At 42.9% G+C, this 17,321-nt stretch carries 14 protein-coding genes and 1 pseudogene; 7 read left to right on the top strand and 8 right to left on the bottom strand.

All coding sequences use genetic code 11. The annotated features are described in order from the left end of the window. The 5 genes and pseudogenes from AC5JL8_RS18970 to AC5JL8_RS18950 all read right to left on the bottom strand — a co-directional run. Positions 1-4,050, bottom strand: a 4,050-nt coding sequence (locus AC5JL8_RS18970) for an nSTAND1 domain-containing NTPase (protein WP_495881235.1), incomplete at its 3' end; no start/stop codon positions are given. Positions 4,051-4,105: 55 nt separating this feature from the next. Next, on the bottom strand, positions 4,106-4,492 hold the full coding sequence (locus tag AC5JL8_RS18965; protein WP_495881234.1) for a four helix bundle protein: 387 nt from the start codon (positions 4,490-4,492) through the stop codon (positions 4,106-4,108). Positions 4,493-4,551: 59 nt separating this feature from the next. Continuing rightward, positions 4,552-5,904 carry a response regulator gene (locus tag AC5JL8_RS18960; RefSeq protein WP_495881233.1) on the bottom strand — a complete coding sequence of 451 codons (1,353 nt, stop codon included), beginning with the start codon at positions 5,902-5,904 and terminating at the stop codon, positions 4,552-4,554. Positions 5,905-6,505: 601 nt separating this feature from the next. Continuing rightward, on the bottom strand, positions 6,506-6,820 hold the full coding sequence (locus tag AC5JL8_RS18955) for a type II toxin-antitoxin system Phd/YefM family antitoxin (protein ID WP_495881232.1): 315 nt from the start codon (positions 6,818-6,820) through the stop codon (positions 6,506-6,508). A gap of 25 nt (positions 6,821-6,845) precedes the next feature. Continuing rightward, positions 6,846-7,022 (bottom strand): annotated as a pseudogene (locus tag AC5JL8_RS18950) (Txe/YoeB family addiction module toxin); the annotation flags it as partial. 169 nt (positions 7,023-7,191) lie between these two features. Between AC5JL8_RS18950 and leuC the strand changes: the two are divergent. From leuC to AC5JL8_RS18935, 3 genes are all read left to right on the top strand, one after another. Further along, positions 7,192-8,595 carry a 3-isopropylmalate dehydratase large subunit gene (leuC, locus tag AC5JL8_RS18945; RefSeq protein WP_495881231.1) on the top strand — a complete coding sequence of 468 codons (1,404 nt, stop codon included), beginning with the start codon at positions 7,192-7,194 and terminating at the stop codon, positions 8,593-8,595. Between the two features lie 92 nt (positions 8,596-8,687). Then, on the top strand, positions 8,688-9,296 hold the full coding sequence (gene leuD / locus AC5JL8_RS18940; protein WP_495881230.1) for a 3-isopropylmalate dehydratase small subunit: 609 nt from the start codon (positions 8,688-8,690) through the stop codon (positions 9,294-9,296). 528 nt (positions 9,297-9,824) lie between these two features. Next, the gene (locus AC5JL8_RS18935) at positions 9,825-10,058 is read left to right on the top strand and encodes a DUF3134 domain-containing protein (RefSeq protein WP_495881229.1); all 234 of its coding nucleotides are present in this window, start codon (positions 9,825-9,827) and stop codon (positions 10,056-10,058) included. Between the two features lie 173 nt (positions 10,059-10,231). Here AC5JL8_RS18935 and AC5JL8_RS18930 read toward each other — a convergent pair whose 3' ends face one another. Further along, entirely contained in the window at positions 10,232-11,626 is a 1,395-nt protein-coding gene (locus AC5JL8_RS18930) for a lysophospholipid acyltransferase family protein (protein WP_495881228.1), read from the bottom strand. A 104-nt stretch (positions 11,627-11,730) separates the two neighbouring features. Next, on the bottom strand, positions 11,731-12,420 hold the full coding sequence (locus AC5JL8_RS18925) for a LuxR C-terminal-related transcriptional regulator (protein WP_495881240.1): 690 nt from the start codon (positions 12,418-12,420) through the stop codon (positions 11,731-11,733). A gap of 87 nt (positions 12,421-12,507) precedes the next feature. Between AC5JL8_RS18925 and AC5JL8_RS18920 the strand changes: the two genes are divergently transcribed. The 3 genes from AC5JL8_RS18920 (at position 12,508) to AC5JL8_RS18910 (ending at position 14,796) form a co-directional block, all read left to right on the top strand. Then, positions 12,508-13,344, top strand: coding sequence for a sulfurtransferase (locus tag AC5JL8_RS18920; RefSeq protein WP_495881227.1), 837 nt, complete (start codon positions 12,508-12,510; stop codon positions 13,342-13,344). A 461-nt stretch (positions 13,345-13,805) separates the two neighbouring features. Further along, positions 13,806-14,129, top strand: a complete 324-nt coding sequence (locus AC5JL8_RS18915; RefSeq protein WP_495881226.1) for a hypothetical protein — start codon at positions 13,806-13,808, stop codon at positions 14,127-14,129. A gap of 19 nt (positions 14,130-14,148) precedes the next feature. Next, a complete protein-coding gene (locus AC5JL8_RS18910; RefSeq protein WP_495881225.1) occupies positions 14,149-14,796 on the top strand; it encodes a pentapeptide repeat-containing protein in 648 nt (215 codons plus the stop codon). 263 nt (positions 14,797-15,059) lie between these two features. Here AC5JL8_RS18910 and AC5JL8_RS18905 read toward each other — a convergent pair whose 3' ends face one another. Next, entirely contained in the window at positions 15,060-16,133 is a 1,074-nt protein-coding gene (locus AC5JL8_RS18905; protein ID WP_495881224.1) for a hypothetical protein, read from the bottom strand. A gap of 502 nt (positions 16,134-16,635) precedes the next feature. Here AC5JL8_RS18905 and AC5JL8_RS18900 point away from each other — a divergent pair. Then, complete coding sequence (locus AC5JL8_RS18900; RefSeq protein ID WP_495881223.1) at positions 16,636-17,256, top strand: CP12 domain-containing protein; 621 nt, start codon at positions 16,636-16,638, stop codon at positions 17,254-17,256. Positions 17,257-17,321 lie beyond the last annotated feature (65 nt).

The following is a 17,321-nucleotide window of genomic DNA, read 5'->3' as shown; positions in this document are numbered from 1 at the left end:
GTTGAGAGTTTTGAGGAGTTTGCCAGAGATGTCCCAGAGTTTGACTGTGCTGTCATCACTTGCAGTCGCTAGGGTCTTGCCGTCGGGACTGAAACTCACACTATAGACAGAACCGCTATGCCCGTTGAGAGTTTTGAGGAGTTTGCCAGAGATGTCCCAGAGTTTGACTGTCCTGTCATAACTTGCAGTGGCTATCGTCTTGCCGTCGGGACTGAAACTCACACCCCAGACAAAACCGCTATGCCCGTTGAGAGTTTTGAGGAGTTTGCCAGAAATGTCCCAGAGTTTGACTGTCCTGTCATAACTTGCAGTGGCTATCGTCTTGCCGTCGGGACTGAAACTCACACCCCAGACAAAACCGCTATGCCCGTTGAGAGTTTTGAGTAGTTTGCCAGAGATGTCCCAGAGTTTGACTGTGCTGTCAGAACTTGCTGTGGCTAGGGTCTTGCTGCCGTCGGGACTGAAACTCACACTATAGACACTACCGCTATGCCCTTCTAAAGTGTTACGTTCTCTGAATTTATTTTCATTTGGTTGTAAGTACACCGCCTGTCTTAATGCGGCAATTGTCTGTGTGCGGGTGCTTGGGGTTGCCAATTCTGCATTTTTTAGGTTTCCTGCTGCCTTTAAGCCTTCTATCAGGGCATCCCAAGGTTGCTCTGAGACAAAAAATGCCTCGCTAGAGTTAGTCAAAGCATTGATTTCACTAACATCGGCTTGTTTTTTTTGCTCTTCTGCCCTGCGTGCTGCATCCCAGGCGGTTACTGCTAACCCAGCCAATACCAATCCGGCTGCAACTGAACCCATCAGGGCGCGTTTGAGAAAGCCATTGAGTTTGGCTTCACTTAGCTTTCTTTGCTTTCTTTCTTCTTGCAGTTGCGCCATCAACTCTTTTAATTGTGGCTCTTTTTGCTGGCGGATAAAGGCGGCTAAATAGTCATGCACCAGTTGATAACGGTCTGCGGGGTTTTCTGGTAATAAAACCACCAAGCCAGATTTCACAAAAATTTGTAATACTAACTCCAATCTACTGGCATCTAAGACTTGATCTTTCGATCCCCCCGCCTGCGGCGACCCCCTTAATAAGGGGGTGGAAGGAGTGATATTATTATTGCCCCACTTGGGGATAAAAGAAGAAATATAGCCCCCCTTTTCAAGGGGGGTTGGGGGGATCTGCGAAGACTGAATATTGCTAAACGAGAAATATTGCTGCAAATCCCGTTTTAGTTCAGCGCGAGTCTTCAGGGGGCGAGTCCCTTTTTCATCGGTAAGCAAATACAGCAACAATTCCGCCGCTTGTTTATTCTCTACACCGCAGTCATCAACCACCTCTGCTAAGTAGCGCTTCACTAGTTCTTCTTTAGCGTTATCCCCAAATTCTTGATACTTCGCCAAAGTTGTAACGTTCTCGGTTTGCAGTTGCGCCCCCACCACCTGCAACTCAATTGGGCGCACTTCTCCCAGTTCGCCGGCTAAATCTGTAACTAGTTGGTCAATTAAAGCAGGTTCTAAATAAAAGCTAGTATTTTCAGTTAAACGCTGAATAATTAACTTGGTATCAGTGGGCGAAAAATTCCCTAACTCATAAAGGACATTATTGCTGAGAATATCATTACCAATAATCTTCAGACTCGATAGGCGATTGCACTCCAGCAAATAATGCAGATAATCCACCCGCAGTGACAAAATCACTTTTACAGAGAGGATATTTAGACATTCTCCCAAGAATTCAAAAAACTGCCGTCTTTGTTTTGCTTCTGGGTAAACAAAGAAAAATTCTTCAAACTGGTCAAAAATTAACACAGTTCGCAGGTTGCGCTGTTCGTTTTCTCGCAATTGGGTGAGGAGGGCGGGAGGGGAGATGGGGGGAGGGGGAGACACGGGGACGCGGAGAGGTTCTGAGGGAGATGAATGAGGTTCTGAGAGAGATGAATCAGTATCTGAGAGAGATGAATGAGGTTCTGAAGGAGATGAATCAGTATCTGAGAGAGATGAACGAGTATTTGAGAGAGATGAATCAGTATCTGAGGGAGATGAATCAGTATCTGAGGGAGATGAATGAGGTTCTGAGGGAGATGAACGAGTATCTGAGAGAGATGAACGAGTATCTGAGAGAGATGAACGAGTATCTGAGGGAGATGAATAAGGTTCTGAGGGAGATGAACGAGTATCTGAGAGAGATGAATGAGGTTCTGAGGGAGATGAATCAGTATCTGAGGGAGATGCTTCCAGTTCTAACTCTCCCCCTTCTCCTATCCCCCCGTCCCCTTGTCCCCTTGTCCCCTTGTCCCGCCTGTCCCCCAACACCCGCCCCAACTCCTCAACCCAATTGGTGTAGACGCGGATGGCGACAACCAAGTTATCTTGAATCCCGATGGCTTTCTTTTTTAAAGCCGGAATTAGTCCCGCATTCATTAAGGAGCTTTTACCTACACCCGATTGCCCATGAATTACGATTAATTTATAGTCAGGGCGACCGATGCGTTCAATTAACCGTTCTACATCCAATTGACGACCAGATGCGGCAATTTCTGGGGCGATATTATCATTATTATCAACTTGTAAAGGTGTGAGAACTTGCGTCCCTAGCTGTTTTGTAGCTTGTAATCTACCTGCACCAATAAACGCCCGTAAACCAAATTGCTGTTCGATAGAACGTGCTTCTAGTTTGGTATCATAAGCTGAAAGATATTGCTTTTGTTGAAAATAGAGCTTTTGCAAATTATCCAAAATCTCTAAATAAAGCTGCGGTTCGTTGCCAGTAACACCAATATTTTTAGCCGCTTCTGAATTTTCAATAGCTATTTCATATTGCGCCAAATTTTGTTGTGCTTGCGCCAAAGTTAATAAGCATTCTTGACGAATAGCCTGGTGATGAGAAACCGCAGTTACACGAACTAAGTTAGCCTGCACTGACTGTTCAGCCTCAGATAATATTGCTAATGCTCTTTGGGCTAATTGTTCTGCTTGTTGCCAATTATTTTTTACTAAAGCTACTTCAGCTAAAAAACCATAATCTTGAGCTATCTTAATTGTATTTTTTTCGGCTTGATGAACAATTAAAGCACGTTCTGCCAGAGCTTTTATTTGCTCCCAATCTTTTAAAAAACGGAGAATAATGCCAAATTTATCTAGAGAATTGGCAACTAAATCGGGACGTTGGGCGGCATCAAATGCTGTGATAGTTTGCTGGAGATAGTTATTAACTAAAATTTCTGGCAGTTTTAAATCGCTGCTATACAAACTCTTTCCACCTTCGCTGATTTTATTATTAACCAGTGGTTGAGTTTTATTATCTAACTTCGCTTTTTCGTAATAGCAAATTGTAATTTGAGTAAGTAACTTACCTTGACGCTCAAAATTTTTACTTGCACGCCAAAAAGCTAAACTTTGATTGTAATGTTCTATAGCTGCATCAAAATTTTTATTTATTGATTCAACTAGTCCTAGTAAAAAATCACAGTTGGCTTTTAACTCAGCTTCTATATCTTGCCCTGATTTTTGTAATTCTTGCCAAGCTGATTTAATTTCGGCAATAATTTCTAAATTTAAATTTAAATAATTATCAAATAATAGTGATGCTGTTTGGTGAATAAACTCAATTAATTCAGTAGTGCCAATATCAAAATCTTTCGTAGTTGCCCAACTTTCTAAATCCGGCGCTAGCTGCATCAGTTGTTTGTAAACTTCATCATTAACCCACAGCACTATCGGAAAAAGGAAACTTTTACGAAACTCCTCCCGCACCTGATTAGCCGAAATTAACATCTGAGACAAATCTTGCAATTTGTCTAACCCCACTATCATCAAAGCTTGGACATTATCCCCAAAATCTTCACGAATGGCGGTGTAAAGTGTCCTTTGAGATGGCTTGAGATATAAAACGCTAATTTTGACAGCACAGATTTCTTGTAGTTTGGCAATTAAGCGATCGCGCTGTTGGGCATAATTGCACTTTGCCAAAATCAGCTTAAACTGCCCTACAGAAGCTTGAATTGCCCAAGCTAGTTGTTGCAGTGCGCGATCGTTGTTGATTTGCTGTTCACTCATAATTTAAAGGGCAGGGGGCAGGGAGCAGGGAGCAGGGGGCAGGGAGCATTAGAAATTAGCGTTTTATGAGCCAAGGTGATGGATTGTTGATTATAGTTACTAGAATGGCTAAAACTCGGTTGTAAGCTGCATAAAGTTCTCTGCCTGTATCAACGTCTAAATAACTACATTTGACAGCAAATTTAAGCCAAGTCTGAGTTTCTGCTGCTTCGGCTTCGGAATCATTTAATTTTGCAATAAAAGCAGCTTCATAACGACGTTTTCTCCATGCCTCGGCTAAATTCGCACAAACAGAACGTGATGACCTACGAATTTGGTCAGTTAATGAATATCTTTCCTCTATAGGAAACTTCTTAGATAATTCAAAAATTTTCATGGCTACATCAAATGCCATTTTGTATACTTCTAAGTCTTCATGACTTTTGATTGGTTCTTTTTCCATTCCTCTGCTCCTTACTCGCTGCTTTTTCCCCTGCTCCCTGCCCCCTGCCCCCTGCCTACTCAGCCCTGCAACTCTCTGGCTTCTGCCAAGATCGGGTTAACATCAAACCAAGACTCGCCGCGATCGCGGTATTCAAATACAAAGCGACTGCGAATCAGTTTTTGATATCCTTGATCGTCGCTGACTCTTTTTCTATGCTTGACGTGACGTAATAATTGCCACTCATCATCAGAAATTGGCATGGTCATTTCATTCCGACGGGCGCGGATTACTTGTTCTAAGGTGTCACAAGATAAGGGAAGGGTCATTTCTTCCATAATCCAGGTATTCAACAGCCGCAGTAAGTCGCGCACATGACCACCACTCGCACTGCATAACCGTTCTAAGGCTGTTACATCATCAAAAATCTCTGGAATTTTGCTTAAGCGTTCCTCTGGTTGCAAGTCAGGAAAAGCCCTAGCCAAAACCATCTGCTGCATTAGCGCCATTCCCTGTTCATGGACGCTACCATCAGGCCACTGTACCGGAACCATCGGCAAAACTTTCGGATCTTCTGGGAATCGCTGGGTCAGCATTCCGTAATCATTGGAGAATTTCAGCGACAGAGGCATTGTATAAACTAAATGACAATTTAGTTTGGTCAAAAACTCTCCTTGATCCACAAACAGATATTCCTGTTGCGGACGACCCCAAGACTTGACACGATTATCAATGCGGTCAAGGTTATCGACAATTACTACTAAACCTTTTTTACCTTGCTGCTTGAGTTTGGCGATCGCAGGTTCTAGTAGTTCTCGGTTAATCGCTTCTAGCAATTGGGTTTTTTGCGGGCCGAGATACTGATTGAGTTTTTCCCGCAGTGTAGGGTCATTTTTCGCCTTCGTGGTGATTTCACCAATCCCAAACGCCAAAGACAGCTTTTCCTTTTCAGCCGAGTAACCCACATCTCCAACGTTTGGAACTTTGAGCTTGACTCCTGTGACCTCAGAGTTTAAGACCTTCCAAGCACCTTGGAGTAATTCATTTAATTTACTGGTTTCGGCTAAGGTAATTTTATCCAGAGTTTGGCTAACACGACGTGCGATCGCCAGCAACACATCGGCAATATCCACATCGGTCATTTCCAGGTCTTCACTAGACTCAAAATACACCACCTCAAAGCCTAGCTTTTCCAGTTCCACCTGTAACCGTAATAACTCCGTCGATTTCCCGCAACCAATATGTCCAGTAAATAAAGTACAGGTAGGCTCATTCGGCTTGAAGAATGTAATCTTATACTTCAGCTTGTTAATAATGTCGCCACCTCGCACCGCAGAAAAATCGATGTAATACTTTGCATCTACTGCATTTTTGATAAACAGAGTGCGGCTGGGGTCAGTAGCCTGAAAGAAATTCAATAAATCTATGGCCATAAAGCTAGTAATTTATTTATCTTGTATATCCTAGATATTCTTGATTACAAGAATAAAGTTAATTACAGCCATTAAAGAGAATATTTCAGAGAGATTTCAGTTTCGCCTTCTAGATTGCATTTTCACAAAGGCAGAAGGTAGACCCTGCGTTTAGTTCTTGTTATTACTCACATTTTTGTAACAGTTGACGCATCGCATTTACCATCATCCCGGCCTGAACTGAAGTTCAGAGGCTCAAAGGTTGTTTGAAAAGTGGTTATCTGTGATGTTAAGTACCTATTGATCCCCCCTAACCCCCCTTTTTAAGGGGGGAAACTTCTTAAAGTCCACGGCAGTTGCTACAACGGGGGGAACCCCCGCAACGCACTGCCCCCTTTCTAAGGGGGATTTAGGGGGATCTAAAACTTTTTGCTACCAACAAGAGAACTTTGAAAACATCCTCTCAGAGTTTTAGTCCACTCAAGTGGACTGAAATATACAGCTTAGTCAACTTTAGCAGAGTTGAGCTATTAGCAAGAGAATTGATTCTTTTGCGGGATGGCAACGAAGCGGGAAATTTAAAATATGTTCGTGCCTACCTACTTATAGCCTGTAGGTAATATTAGCTTGCAGCGGCAATTTCATTATCTGTATCATCCTCGTTTAAACCAAACTTATCATATAGTTCGTTAACATTTTGAGGTTCAATTGTTCCCGCTTTTGCACGTTCTAAAGCAGTTAATAAACGAGCAGAATTTGCAGGTGAGCGAAGCAAATTCAGAGTTTCTAATAAACTATTTAATTCAGTCTCAGCAATTAAGACAACGTTTTTACCATCTGCTTGGCTAATAACTACAGCTTCACCTGTCTCTAAAACTTGAGTGCAAAGTTTATCTAGATTTCCATTCGCTTCAGCAGATGTAACTTTTACTGGCATGATTATTTAACTCAAGATAGTATTTTTATTTGTAGTGATAGCAAGCTTGAAGAAAGTCAACTCGATCATCACTTACTAAATACACAAGCCGATGTTCTTGATTAATACGACGCGACCAGCACCCAGAATACTCATATTTTAGCGGCTCAGGCTTGCCGATGCCTTCAAATGGCTCTCGGAGAATTTCCTTTACCATTTTGAGTGTGTATCTTACTAATTCAGCAAGCGCTTAAGGTTAGTTACTACCCAATCCCCAATCCCCAGCCCCCAGTCCCCAATCCTTAATCCCCAGTTCAATAAACTTATCATCGCAACAGCCTGACAAATTTTGATACTATAAAAACTCTGACTCGTTAAATAACGATTTAAGTATGAGCAAAGGAACCCTGTTCGATAAAGTTTGGGACTTACACACCGTTGGGACACTTCCATCAGGACTGACGCAACTATTTATCGGGCTTCACCTTATCCATGAAGTCACCAGTCCCCAGGCCTTTGCTATGTTACGGGAACGAGGTTTAAAAGTACTGTTTCCTCAGCGCACTGTAGCCACGGTAGATCACATTGTACCTACAGAAAATCAAGCACGTCCCTTTGTCGATACGATGGCAGAGGAAATGATCCAAGCGCTAGAGCAAAACTGTAAAGAAAATAACATAACTTTTTACAATATTGGTTCTGGTAGTCAAGGTATTGTCCACGTCATCGCACCAGAACTAGGACTTACCCAGCCAGGAATGACCATTGCTTGCGGTGATAGCCACACTTCTAGTCATGGGGCATTTGGGGCGATCGCATTTGGTATTGGTACAAGCCAAGTACGTGATGTTCTGGCTTCCCAAACCCTCGCCCTCTCTAAATTAAAAGTCCGCAAAATCGAAGTTAACGGTACTCTCAAACCTGGTGTTTACGCCAAAGATGTCATCCTGCATATCATCCGTACACTCGGCGTCAAGGGTGGTGTAGGTTACGCCTATGAGTATGCAGGTACAACCTTTGAGCAAATGAATATGGAAGAGAGGATGACCGTCTGTAATATGGCGATCGAAGGCGGGGCCCGTTGTGGTTACGTCAATCCCGATCAAGTCACCTACGACTACCTCAAGGGTAGAGACTTTGCACCCAAAGGTGCAGACTGGGACAAAGCTGTGGCTTGGTGGGAATCTATTAAGAGTGATGCCAATGCTGAATATGACGATGTAGTAGTCTTCGACGCTGCGGAAATTCCTCCCACAGTCACCTGGGGAATCACCCCTGGTCAAGGTATTGGTGTCAACCAATTTATCCCCAAGCCCGACGAACTGCCCGAAGAAGACCGATTTGTAGCTGAAGAAGCCTACAACTACATGGATTTATTCCCCGGTCAACCGATCAAAGGCACTAAAGTTGATGTTTGCTTCATTGGTAGCTGTACCAACGGCAGAATCAGCGATCTGCGCGAAGCAGCCAAAATCGCCCAAGGTCGTCAAGTAGCCGCAGGAGTCAAAGCCTTTGTCGTCCCAGGTTCCGAAAGAGTCAAAAAAGAAGCAGAAGCCGAAGGATTAGACAAAATCTTTCAAGCAGCCGGATTTGAATGGCGCGAACCCGGATGTTCTATGTGCCTAGCCATGAACCCAGACAAACTACAAGGAAGACAAATCAGCGCCTCCTCCTCCAACCGCAACTTTAAAGGTCGACAAGGTTCAGCTTCTGGTCGCACACTGCTGATGAGTCCTGCAATGGTTGCAACTGCTGCAATTAAAGGCGAAGTTGCAGATGTACGCGAATTGCTGTAACCCCTAACAGGCTAACCTCAAGCCAAAACTCTTTTAAACTCTTATTTCTTTGTGTTCTTTGTGTCCTTCGTGGTTAGTTTTTTACTAAATTTATGGTGAGTGAAGTTAAAGCAGTATCCGGGCGCGGCGTACCCTTAGTAGGCAATGATATAGACACCGATCGCATCATTCCCGCCCGTTACTTAAAAGCCGTTACCTTTGATGGGTTAGGCGAAGGCGTGTTTATTGACGATCGCCAAGCACTCAAAGGTGAACATCCTTTCGATCAACCACAATACCAAGGGGCGAAAATCTTAATAGTTAACCGCAACTTTGGCTGTGGTTCATCACGAGAACACGCACCCCAAGCACTTGCTAAATGGGGAATTCAAGCTTTAATTGGTGAAAGCTTCGCGGAAATCTTTTTCGGTAACTGCGTTGCAATGGGCATACCTTGCGTTACCGCTGATAGTACCACCATTAAAAACCTGCAAGAATTAGTGACAGCTAATTCGCAAGTATCCGTCACGGTAAATCTAGAAACCTTGCAAGTACAAATCGAAGATTACACAACCCCAGTTTCTATCGGCGAAGGCACTAGAAGCACCTTCATTTCTGGAACTTGGGACGCTTGCGGTCAGTTAGTTGCCAACGCTGACCAAATTCGGGCAACTGCGGCAAAACTACCTTATGTGAGTTGGGGTAAATTAGTTGCAAGTTAAAATTCTTCCACTTTCTGGATCAGCCAGCGAATCCTCATTTTAATACTGTGCTGCCATTGCTGAAATACTAAATATCAGCTGCAACTTGCAACAATCACAAATTACTCTAGCCTGCAAGCTAGAGTTTTTTTGCGAAATTATTTAAGGTTAATCTAATATTTATAAATAAAAACTTTTATTTTATTAAAATCAACATTTTTTTGTCAATATAATTTATACTGAAAGTAAGATCTACTTGTCAGTTTATATTTCATGTAAGTTTTATTCAAGAAAGCAAATTTAAATGGAGATAAAATCTGACAAGAGTTTGCAGCCAACGGTATATAACTATATGCTTTAGGCAATTGATGCGCCGCAGAAATTATTGCTCTTGCTGCTCAAATACATTACTCTGTCACAAATGAACGCTGTAGTAGTGCTTGCTTAGGAAGTCCAAACTAGGCACGCGGCTGAGTTAAAACTTACAATCAGATGAATACCTAGACTTTTGGACATTCTATTTTTTCCTAATTCAATAGGAGTTTTTTTATGAATAACGGCCCTTTACGTGAAGAACCTCGTAACCAACGAGCCACTGTAATTCGTTCAAGTAATGAGTTTGTTCTTATAGAATGGCTAAAGTCAAATGGTCGCTTAATACAGCGTGAAAATGTAGATGCTGAGTTTCTAACTGAAGTAGAAGAAATCTCAGAGATGATAGATTTGGATGATCTTCCTTACGATCATGATGATGACGATAGCGATATAGATTTAGAGGACTAGTACTTCACCATATTGATTTTGGGTAATATTAGACAGCGCTTGTTGTTAGCGATTGGCGTCTTTTGTCGGAGACGCTACGCGGTAAGAGCAGCCATGTCCGCAGATCTTTACGCCAGTGCCGTAGGCACTGGCGTTATTTCCACTACGCTGTGCTAGCAGTAAATAAGCAAAATTTACTTGCCAATCAACTGTTCCAAAGCAATTTGTAAGTCCTGCGTCAACTCGCTAGCAGCTTGTCTGGATGCTTTGCGATCGGCTTGAGAATTTGCCCAACGTTCAGTTACTGAAATTGGTTCGCCTATCGTGATATGTGCCTCTCGCCAACCTAATCGGGGACGTGGAGGCATTTTTGCATCACTAATCCGAGAAAGCATATCAAAGATGATTAACAAGGTTTCAGCAAATCGTTCAGCAGTCGGCTGTTCCTGAATATAGGTAGCAGTAACTGCAACAAAACTTTCCACTAATCGCATGTGTCGCATCCGCAAATCAGCTTCTTCTGCAATCCAGTCTCCCAATCCGCGTTTTAGGGGTGATAAAGCATCAATCTCTGGCACATCTTCGCGGTAAATGTAACTCCAGCCAGCCTCTTCCAAACGACGACAGCGATCAATAAAATTGCCCTGCGACTGGAGACCAAAATATTGTTCCGCTACTTGTAAAGCGGTATCTAGCAGGCGATGAAGCTGGGGAATTATCTCTTGATTAGGGATATCTGGAAGATTTTGATGATAGAAACGGCGATAAAACTCTTCCATCTCAGAAATGATATGTTCAGCCAATCGGCAGAGGCGTTGATACAAAATCTCTTGTCGCCTATCAATGTCCAAATTCTCAACTGGTTCCACTGGTAAGCCACTATCGGCTTCCAACTTACTCAACAACTGCTCAAGTTTTGACCAAGGTGGGTTGACGTAGCGATACTGAATAGCGACTGGCACAATGAAAACAGTTTCAGAACGGTTAGCTTTTACCAAATCTTCCACACACCAGAAGCCCAGTTGGGAAACACCGGGTTCCAAGGGGCTAACAACACCACTATGACCATTAGTACCTCCTTCAGGTGCAACTGCGATCGGTATATTGCTATTGGCAAACAACTCCCGTGCTGTTTGGATAGCTTGCCTATCTAACCGCTTACCCCGACGAACTGGTACACCTCCTACCTGAGAGAAAAACCAACCAAGCCATTTCCCAGCCCATAAAGTCATCCCCCGGTCATAGAGAAAGTGAGAATGAGTCCGGTATTGCAACTTTATCCCTTGCTGACGCGCCACCTTTGGAACTATGCGGGAAACTAGATAAAACATACAGAGGGGATCATCTACCTCTGGATGCCGAAATGCTAATAAAAAGCGAATTTTGCCAGCTTGGAATTGTTGATAAAGCTCGGCTAATATCTCAGCATTTTTCGCTTCAATACGAACAATACCAGCTGGTAACCAAGGTCGAGTCCGAAACCTCAAAAAGAACGGCAGCAACCACCTAGCAATCTGGAGTACGATTGGGTTAAAGCTTGGCGGAATAAATTTTAGTGGTGGTTGAATTGATTGAATCGATTTAGGCAAGTTGCTCTCCAGATTTTGTCTTTAAGAATCGCCTATTTGATTTTGACACTTTTAAAAGTAAGCGATCGCAGCCTCGGAAGTTATCGGTAGGATTCAGCGTTAAGTTAGATTACTTTGTCGTTGCGTGAACACAAACTTGTACTTGCGAAAAGTTGTGCAATCATCTGAGTACGAGACGAAACCTCAAGTTTACGAAACATTCGCTTTAAGGCTTGCTTAACAGAATTCTCTGTAATCCAGAGTTCAGCGCCAATTTCTGCGTTTGTTTGTCCCTTGGCAACCAGTTCAGCAATTTGCATCTCACGAGTTGTGAGGCGATTAATCGTTAAGGATTGGCGTTGAGATCGCACCGTTGCTACCCAAGTTGATACGTGCAAACAAAGCGCACTCAAATCCATTAAATTTTGCGTGTTAAATGCTGGCATTCCTTGCTCACGGGTAAAGCCCACCCCACCTACTAACTGACCACTGCTAACAAGTGGCCCTGCCATAACATGCCAGTGATCAATACGAGGACAAATCAGCCTCCATACCTTGGGCGATACCACCAATTCTTCATGGACAGGTGCATGTCGTTCCACTACATAGCGCAAAACTGGGTTGTGTTCAGTGGATAGGGCTAATTGGAATGCTTTTTGAAAGTTGCTGTTAGCTATAGGAAATTGATCGTAAAAAAACAAACCCCACCGTTTGGCAGCAAAGTACTTACCGAATTCTGCCAACACTTGCGATCGCAATTCCTGTTCATCTTTGGCTTGTGGGATTGCCAGAAATAGAGCTTGTAAATTCGCCATGATTGCAAATTGTACTCGTTCGAGGACTAGGCGCAGAGAGGCAACCATCCTAATCTTAGCTTTAGCGCGGAAAGCAGGAGAAAACCTATGTCTCAGTATGCTCACCCTGAAGTTTTGGTAGATACACAATGGCTCTCGGAACACTTAAACGATCCGAATGTTCGTATAGTAGAAGTCGATACAAGTCCACACCCATATAAAGAAGCTCACATTCCCGGTGCAGTTTTCTGGAACATCTTTACTGATTTGCTACTTCCTGATTTGCAAATCAATTTTGATCCAGTCGCAATGGAAAAACTACTTTCTCGTTCTGGCATTACTAATGAGACAACTGTAGTTGCTTACGGTAGCTACCCTGGTACTGGAGCTTGGATTTTCTGGTTGTTGAAAGTGTTGGGACATAGCGACGTGCGTGTCCTCAACGGTGGACATCAAAAATGGATGGCGGAAGATCGTCAAGTAGCAACAGAGTTATCAAATTTTCAGCCAACTCAGTATCGTATGAAGGCTCTAGATGCTAGCTTAAGGGTATTTCAGGAAGAAGTTCAGGCATCTATAGGTAAACCAAATTGCGTACTATTGGATGTTCGTACACCTGAAGAGTACCGTGGTGAACTGTTTCTGAATAAGCCACCAGAAGGAATTGAACGCGCTGGGCATATTCCAGGCGCAGTGCATCTAGAGCATCTGCTGACCCTGAATGAAGATGGAACCTTCAAGTCGTTTGAAGAATTACAGGCACTCTACAGCAGCCAAGGGATCACAGCTGACAAGGAAATCATCCCTTACTGTGCAATTGGTGGGCGATCGGGATATACATGGTTTATCTTGAAGTATTTACTTGGCTACCCAAACGTCCGAAATTATGATGGTTCGTGGAATGAATGGAGCCGAACTGCTAATGTGGCGATCGAGAGATCATAATGCTTACAACGCAGATTGTAGCCGAGTGGAGCGATCGCTATTCCGAAAAGTTCATGGGCTTACTTTAATCATCAGAACTCAGCAATCTTTCGAGGCAGTCTCAATCAAACAATTTCATCACCATGTATAAAAAAAGAAACTGCGGACTACGGGCTAGTATTTTTACTCAAAACTCAAAACTTAAAACTCAGCACTCAGCACTCAGTACTCTTTCAAGACAGAGAAACAATTGCAGAGTTGATTGATGCTTTAAAAAAATGCAGGCTACAATTCCTGATCTGGTTATTGCTTGATCGTTATTTGTAACCGAAAGCTGATGCCTAATTCTACAGGTGTGTGTAACTCTAAATTAAGGTTATCATCTTTTGTAATATTTTCTGACACTTTTGTAGTACATATACTACCAATGTCAGCGAAGCTACAATTTGCCCCCATGTAACGATTGAAAAGCTAAAACATCCATGACCAAACCAATTTCTGAGAAGTTCGACGAACAGCAGCAACTAGCCGAAGAACCAGAACAGTTCTTTCCAACCCAACATCTCAAAGTCTTTCAAACCAGTGATTCGGGGCAGCTATTGATTTGCGAATGCCGAAACTGCTCAACTCCACTATCTATTGAAGTGGTTTTTATGACACCACAAAATTCAAAACCTCGACTAAAAGGCAAGGCTGACAGTAAGCAGGATGATAAATTGCAATGTCCCAATTGTGGACGAGTGCCAATATTTCTGGAAAGCTGTTCTGTGCAATCAATTGATCAACTACCTTCTTCACCTTGGTAATATAAAAGCTACCTTTGAGATGAAAAACTTACTACGCCAAATTGCTGGTTTAATTGTCGCGCAAGAGCCGGCACAATATATTCTTCTAGACTCAGTTCCTGCTGCTGGTGAAATTGCCTTTATGCTTGGCGGTGAGTGGGATGGCTGTAATGGTGTAGTAATGCCTAAAGTTGACGAGGTAGCTGTTAACACTGCTGTCAAACTACTGGAAACGGCATGGTGTTATCAAGGTGCTTCTGTTGCTGTTCTAAATCAATTAAAAACTGATGAATTTTTGCGTCGTTATGCACTAGGAGAAAGAAATTTTATCAATGCTAATTTAAGGTGTGCAGAGCTTTCTTTCCTTTCCTTGAGTGCAATTAATTTAAGCCGATCTAAATTAAGTTTAGCTAACCTTAGCGGGAGTAACTTAACTAAGGCAGACTTAACGGCGGCAGACATTCAAGATGCAAATTTGGCTGATACCAACTTAAGTCAATCACGATTGTTTAGGGCTAATTTGTCTAGGGCAAATCTGTTGCGAGCCAACCTAAAAGGGGCAGACTTAAGTCACGTTTGCTTGTGTGATGCCAATTTAAGCCAAGCAGATTTAAGAGGTGCAAATCTCTCACAGGCAGACTTGTCTGGGGCTGATTTGACTGGGGCATTTTTTGACGACACACTTTGAATGCGACTTAAACAAGATTTACATTGCTTTGTTGGGTTGCGCTTCGCTTTACCTATTTTTAAAGTTTGAAAACACGCCTTGTACCAATACGGTTCAGTTAAGCATTTTTTCTCTTTGTGCTCTTTGCGCCCTTTGCGGTTCGTTAAAAAAATTGAGTTCAACAAACAGTTATAGTCTTAAATGAACTGTATTGCGCCTTGTACCGCTGCGCGAAATTCAAAATTCGTCTTGCGGTACTAGTATTCTAGACGGCAAGTCAATTTTTAAGGATAAGTGTAGCCATTTATCTGAACCCCACCATACGGCCCTGGTGTTGGGCGAGGAAGTGAGGGTTTAGACTGCGGTAGTTGAGTTGGTTGCTGTTGCCAATAATTGCCATATTCTGCCGGGGTTGTGGGGGTGAGAACACCTTGGCTTGGAGTTTGTAAAGAGTAGGGCGTAATATTAGTGGTTGCGGCAGATGTAACGGGCGGTGTTACTGGAGCTGCTTGTATCCCTGTAGGTAATGCCTGACTGTTATTGAAGTTAGTGTAGGAATTTTGCGGTAGTCCAGTATTAGGCGGCAAAGTCTGACTGGATAATCCGTTGTTGGGTGGCGTTGGTGTTGCTGTGCCGTAGGAAGCAGACCCCATAATATTTGTTGGGCTGGAAGTCGCATTATTCAAGCCAGAAAAATTTGGGTATGGGGATTGATTGAGAGCAGCTTGCAAGGGGCTGATGGTGGCAGGATTTTGACTATTGCCGATTTGATTAGCTAATCCTACCCCTTGCGTAAATGAGGTGGTTGCAGTTGCTGTTGGTTCTGAGAATGCAGTCAAAGATTTAGTGTCTAACAAATACCCGTTAATATAACCCGACCCCATTTGCAATAAATTATTTGCTTGTAAAACAAATAGATTATTCTCTTTTGGTGTGGATGTAGTATTAACTATCCCTAAGCCTAAATTTGATTTGGTATCATTGCCAGAAGACTGTTGTTTACTAAGGACATCCTGGAATAAGCTTTGACTTTTGTTAGCTTGTGAGTTTTCCTCAGGGATACTTAAACTTGCTGCCAGGGCTGCTTGCTCAAATTCCTTAATCAGGATGGGTAAGTTATCAATGTCCGCAGCAATGGCTCGGTCTTCGACTGAAAGAGAAGATTCAGCTACATTGGGCGAAGCGACTTCGTGGTTCTGCTTGTGAGTAAAGATCTTTGGATTTGACCAATATTGCCAAATTCCCAGCCCAAACACAGATAAAAAAATTGCTGTACCCCAAAAGCCTGGTCGCCCTAAATTCCATAACCTGGCTTTGAGATAACGTAAGTAGGCAGGAGGATAATGGCGATTTGGCATAGGTTGGGTGTGGGAAATTTATTACATAACTGGCAAAAATTTGCAGAAGTTGAGGGCAATGGCTGACTTTGCCAGAACTTCCGACTTTAGACAAGATTTCAAAAATTTTAATGTTGATTTCATACTAACTTCTCAATCTTGATGAGTCATTAGCAATAAATATTTATTCGTTAAATATTTACTTTTTACTTGTTTGGGTTCTTTGGTAAGGCTTTCCCAGCCTAGCAAGATAGCAATTTTTGAGCGACGGTCACTTTGGATATCATCAGGAGTTGAAAGCTGGTCTAAGTTTATTGTTGTAGCTGGCTAAAACAGTGCTGAGTTAAAAGTGCTGAATGCTGAGTAATTCTCATAACTCAATACTCAGCAACGCCACTTGCTACAACGGGGGAAACCTTACCAAGAGCGCTAGTTCACAGCAACGCAGTGGCTCCTCAGGACTCATTACTTAGCACTACTGTGTGCGCTGCACGCCAGTACTATTTACCAGGAGACTACAGCAATGATGAAAGCTGAAGATATCATGACCACGAATGTAGTTACCATCCGCGGTTCAGCGACTGTTGCTGAAGCGGTAGGGTTGATGAAGGAAAAAGGATTACGTGCCTTGGTTGTGGATCGTCGCTATGACAATGATGCTTATGGCATTGTCACTGAAACGGATATTGTCTATAAGGTCACAGCCTACGGTAAAGATCCTAAGCAAGTGCGGGTTTATGAGATTATGAGCAAGCCCTGCATTGTTGTCAATCCTGAGTTGAGCGTGGAATATGTAGCGCGTTTGTTTGCTAATACCGGTATCCGCAGAGCGCCCGTGATTCAAGGTAAGCTGTTGGGTATTATCTCGATTACCGATATTCTGACAAAAAGCGATTTTGTGGAGACTCCAAAAGTGTTGCTGCTGGAGGAGAGAATTCAAAAAGCGATCGCGGAAGCTCGTGCTATTTGCACTGAAAACGGTGCTTATTCTAAAGCTTGTGCCGCCGCTTGGGATGAAGTTGAAGAACTCCAAGCAGAAGCCGCTCATCAAAAAGCTGAAGGTATGGAATCAGCCAAACTTTCTTTTGAAGAATACTGTAGAGATAACCCCAATGCGCCTGAATGCCGAAAGTATAATTCTTGATATTAACTGAGGAGATGAGGGGATGAGGAGAAATAATAATTGTTAGCTTGCTCCCTCTTCTTCCC

Source organism: Mojavia sp. (assembly GCF_059505145.1).
The sequence above is the reverse complement of the archived record's forward strand: the minus strand, read 5'-3'. Positions and strand labels throughout refer to the sequence as shown.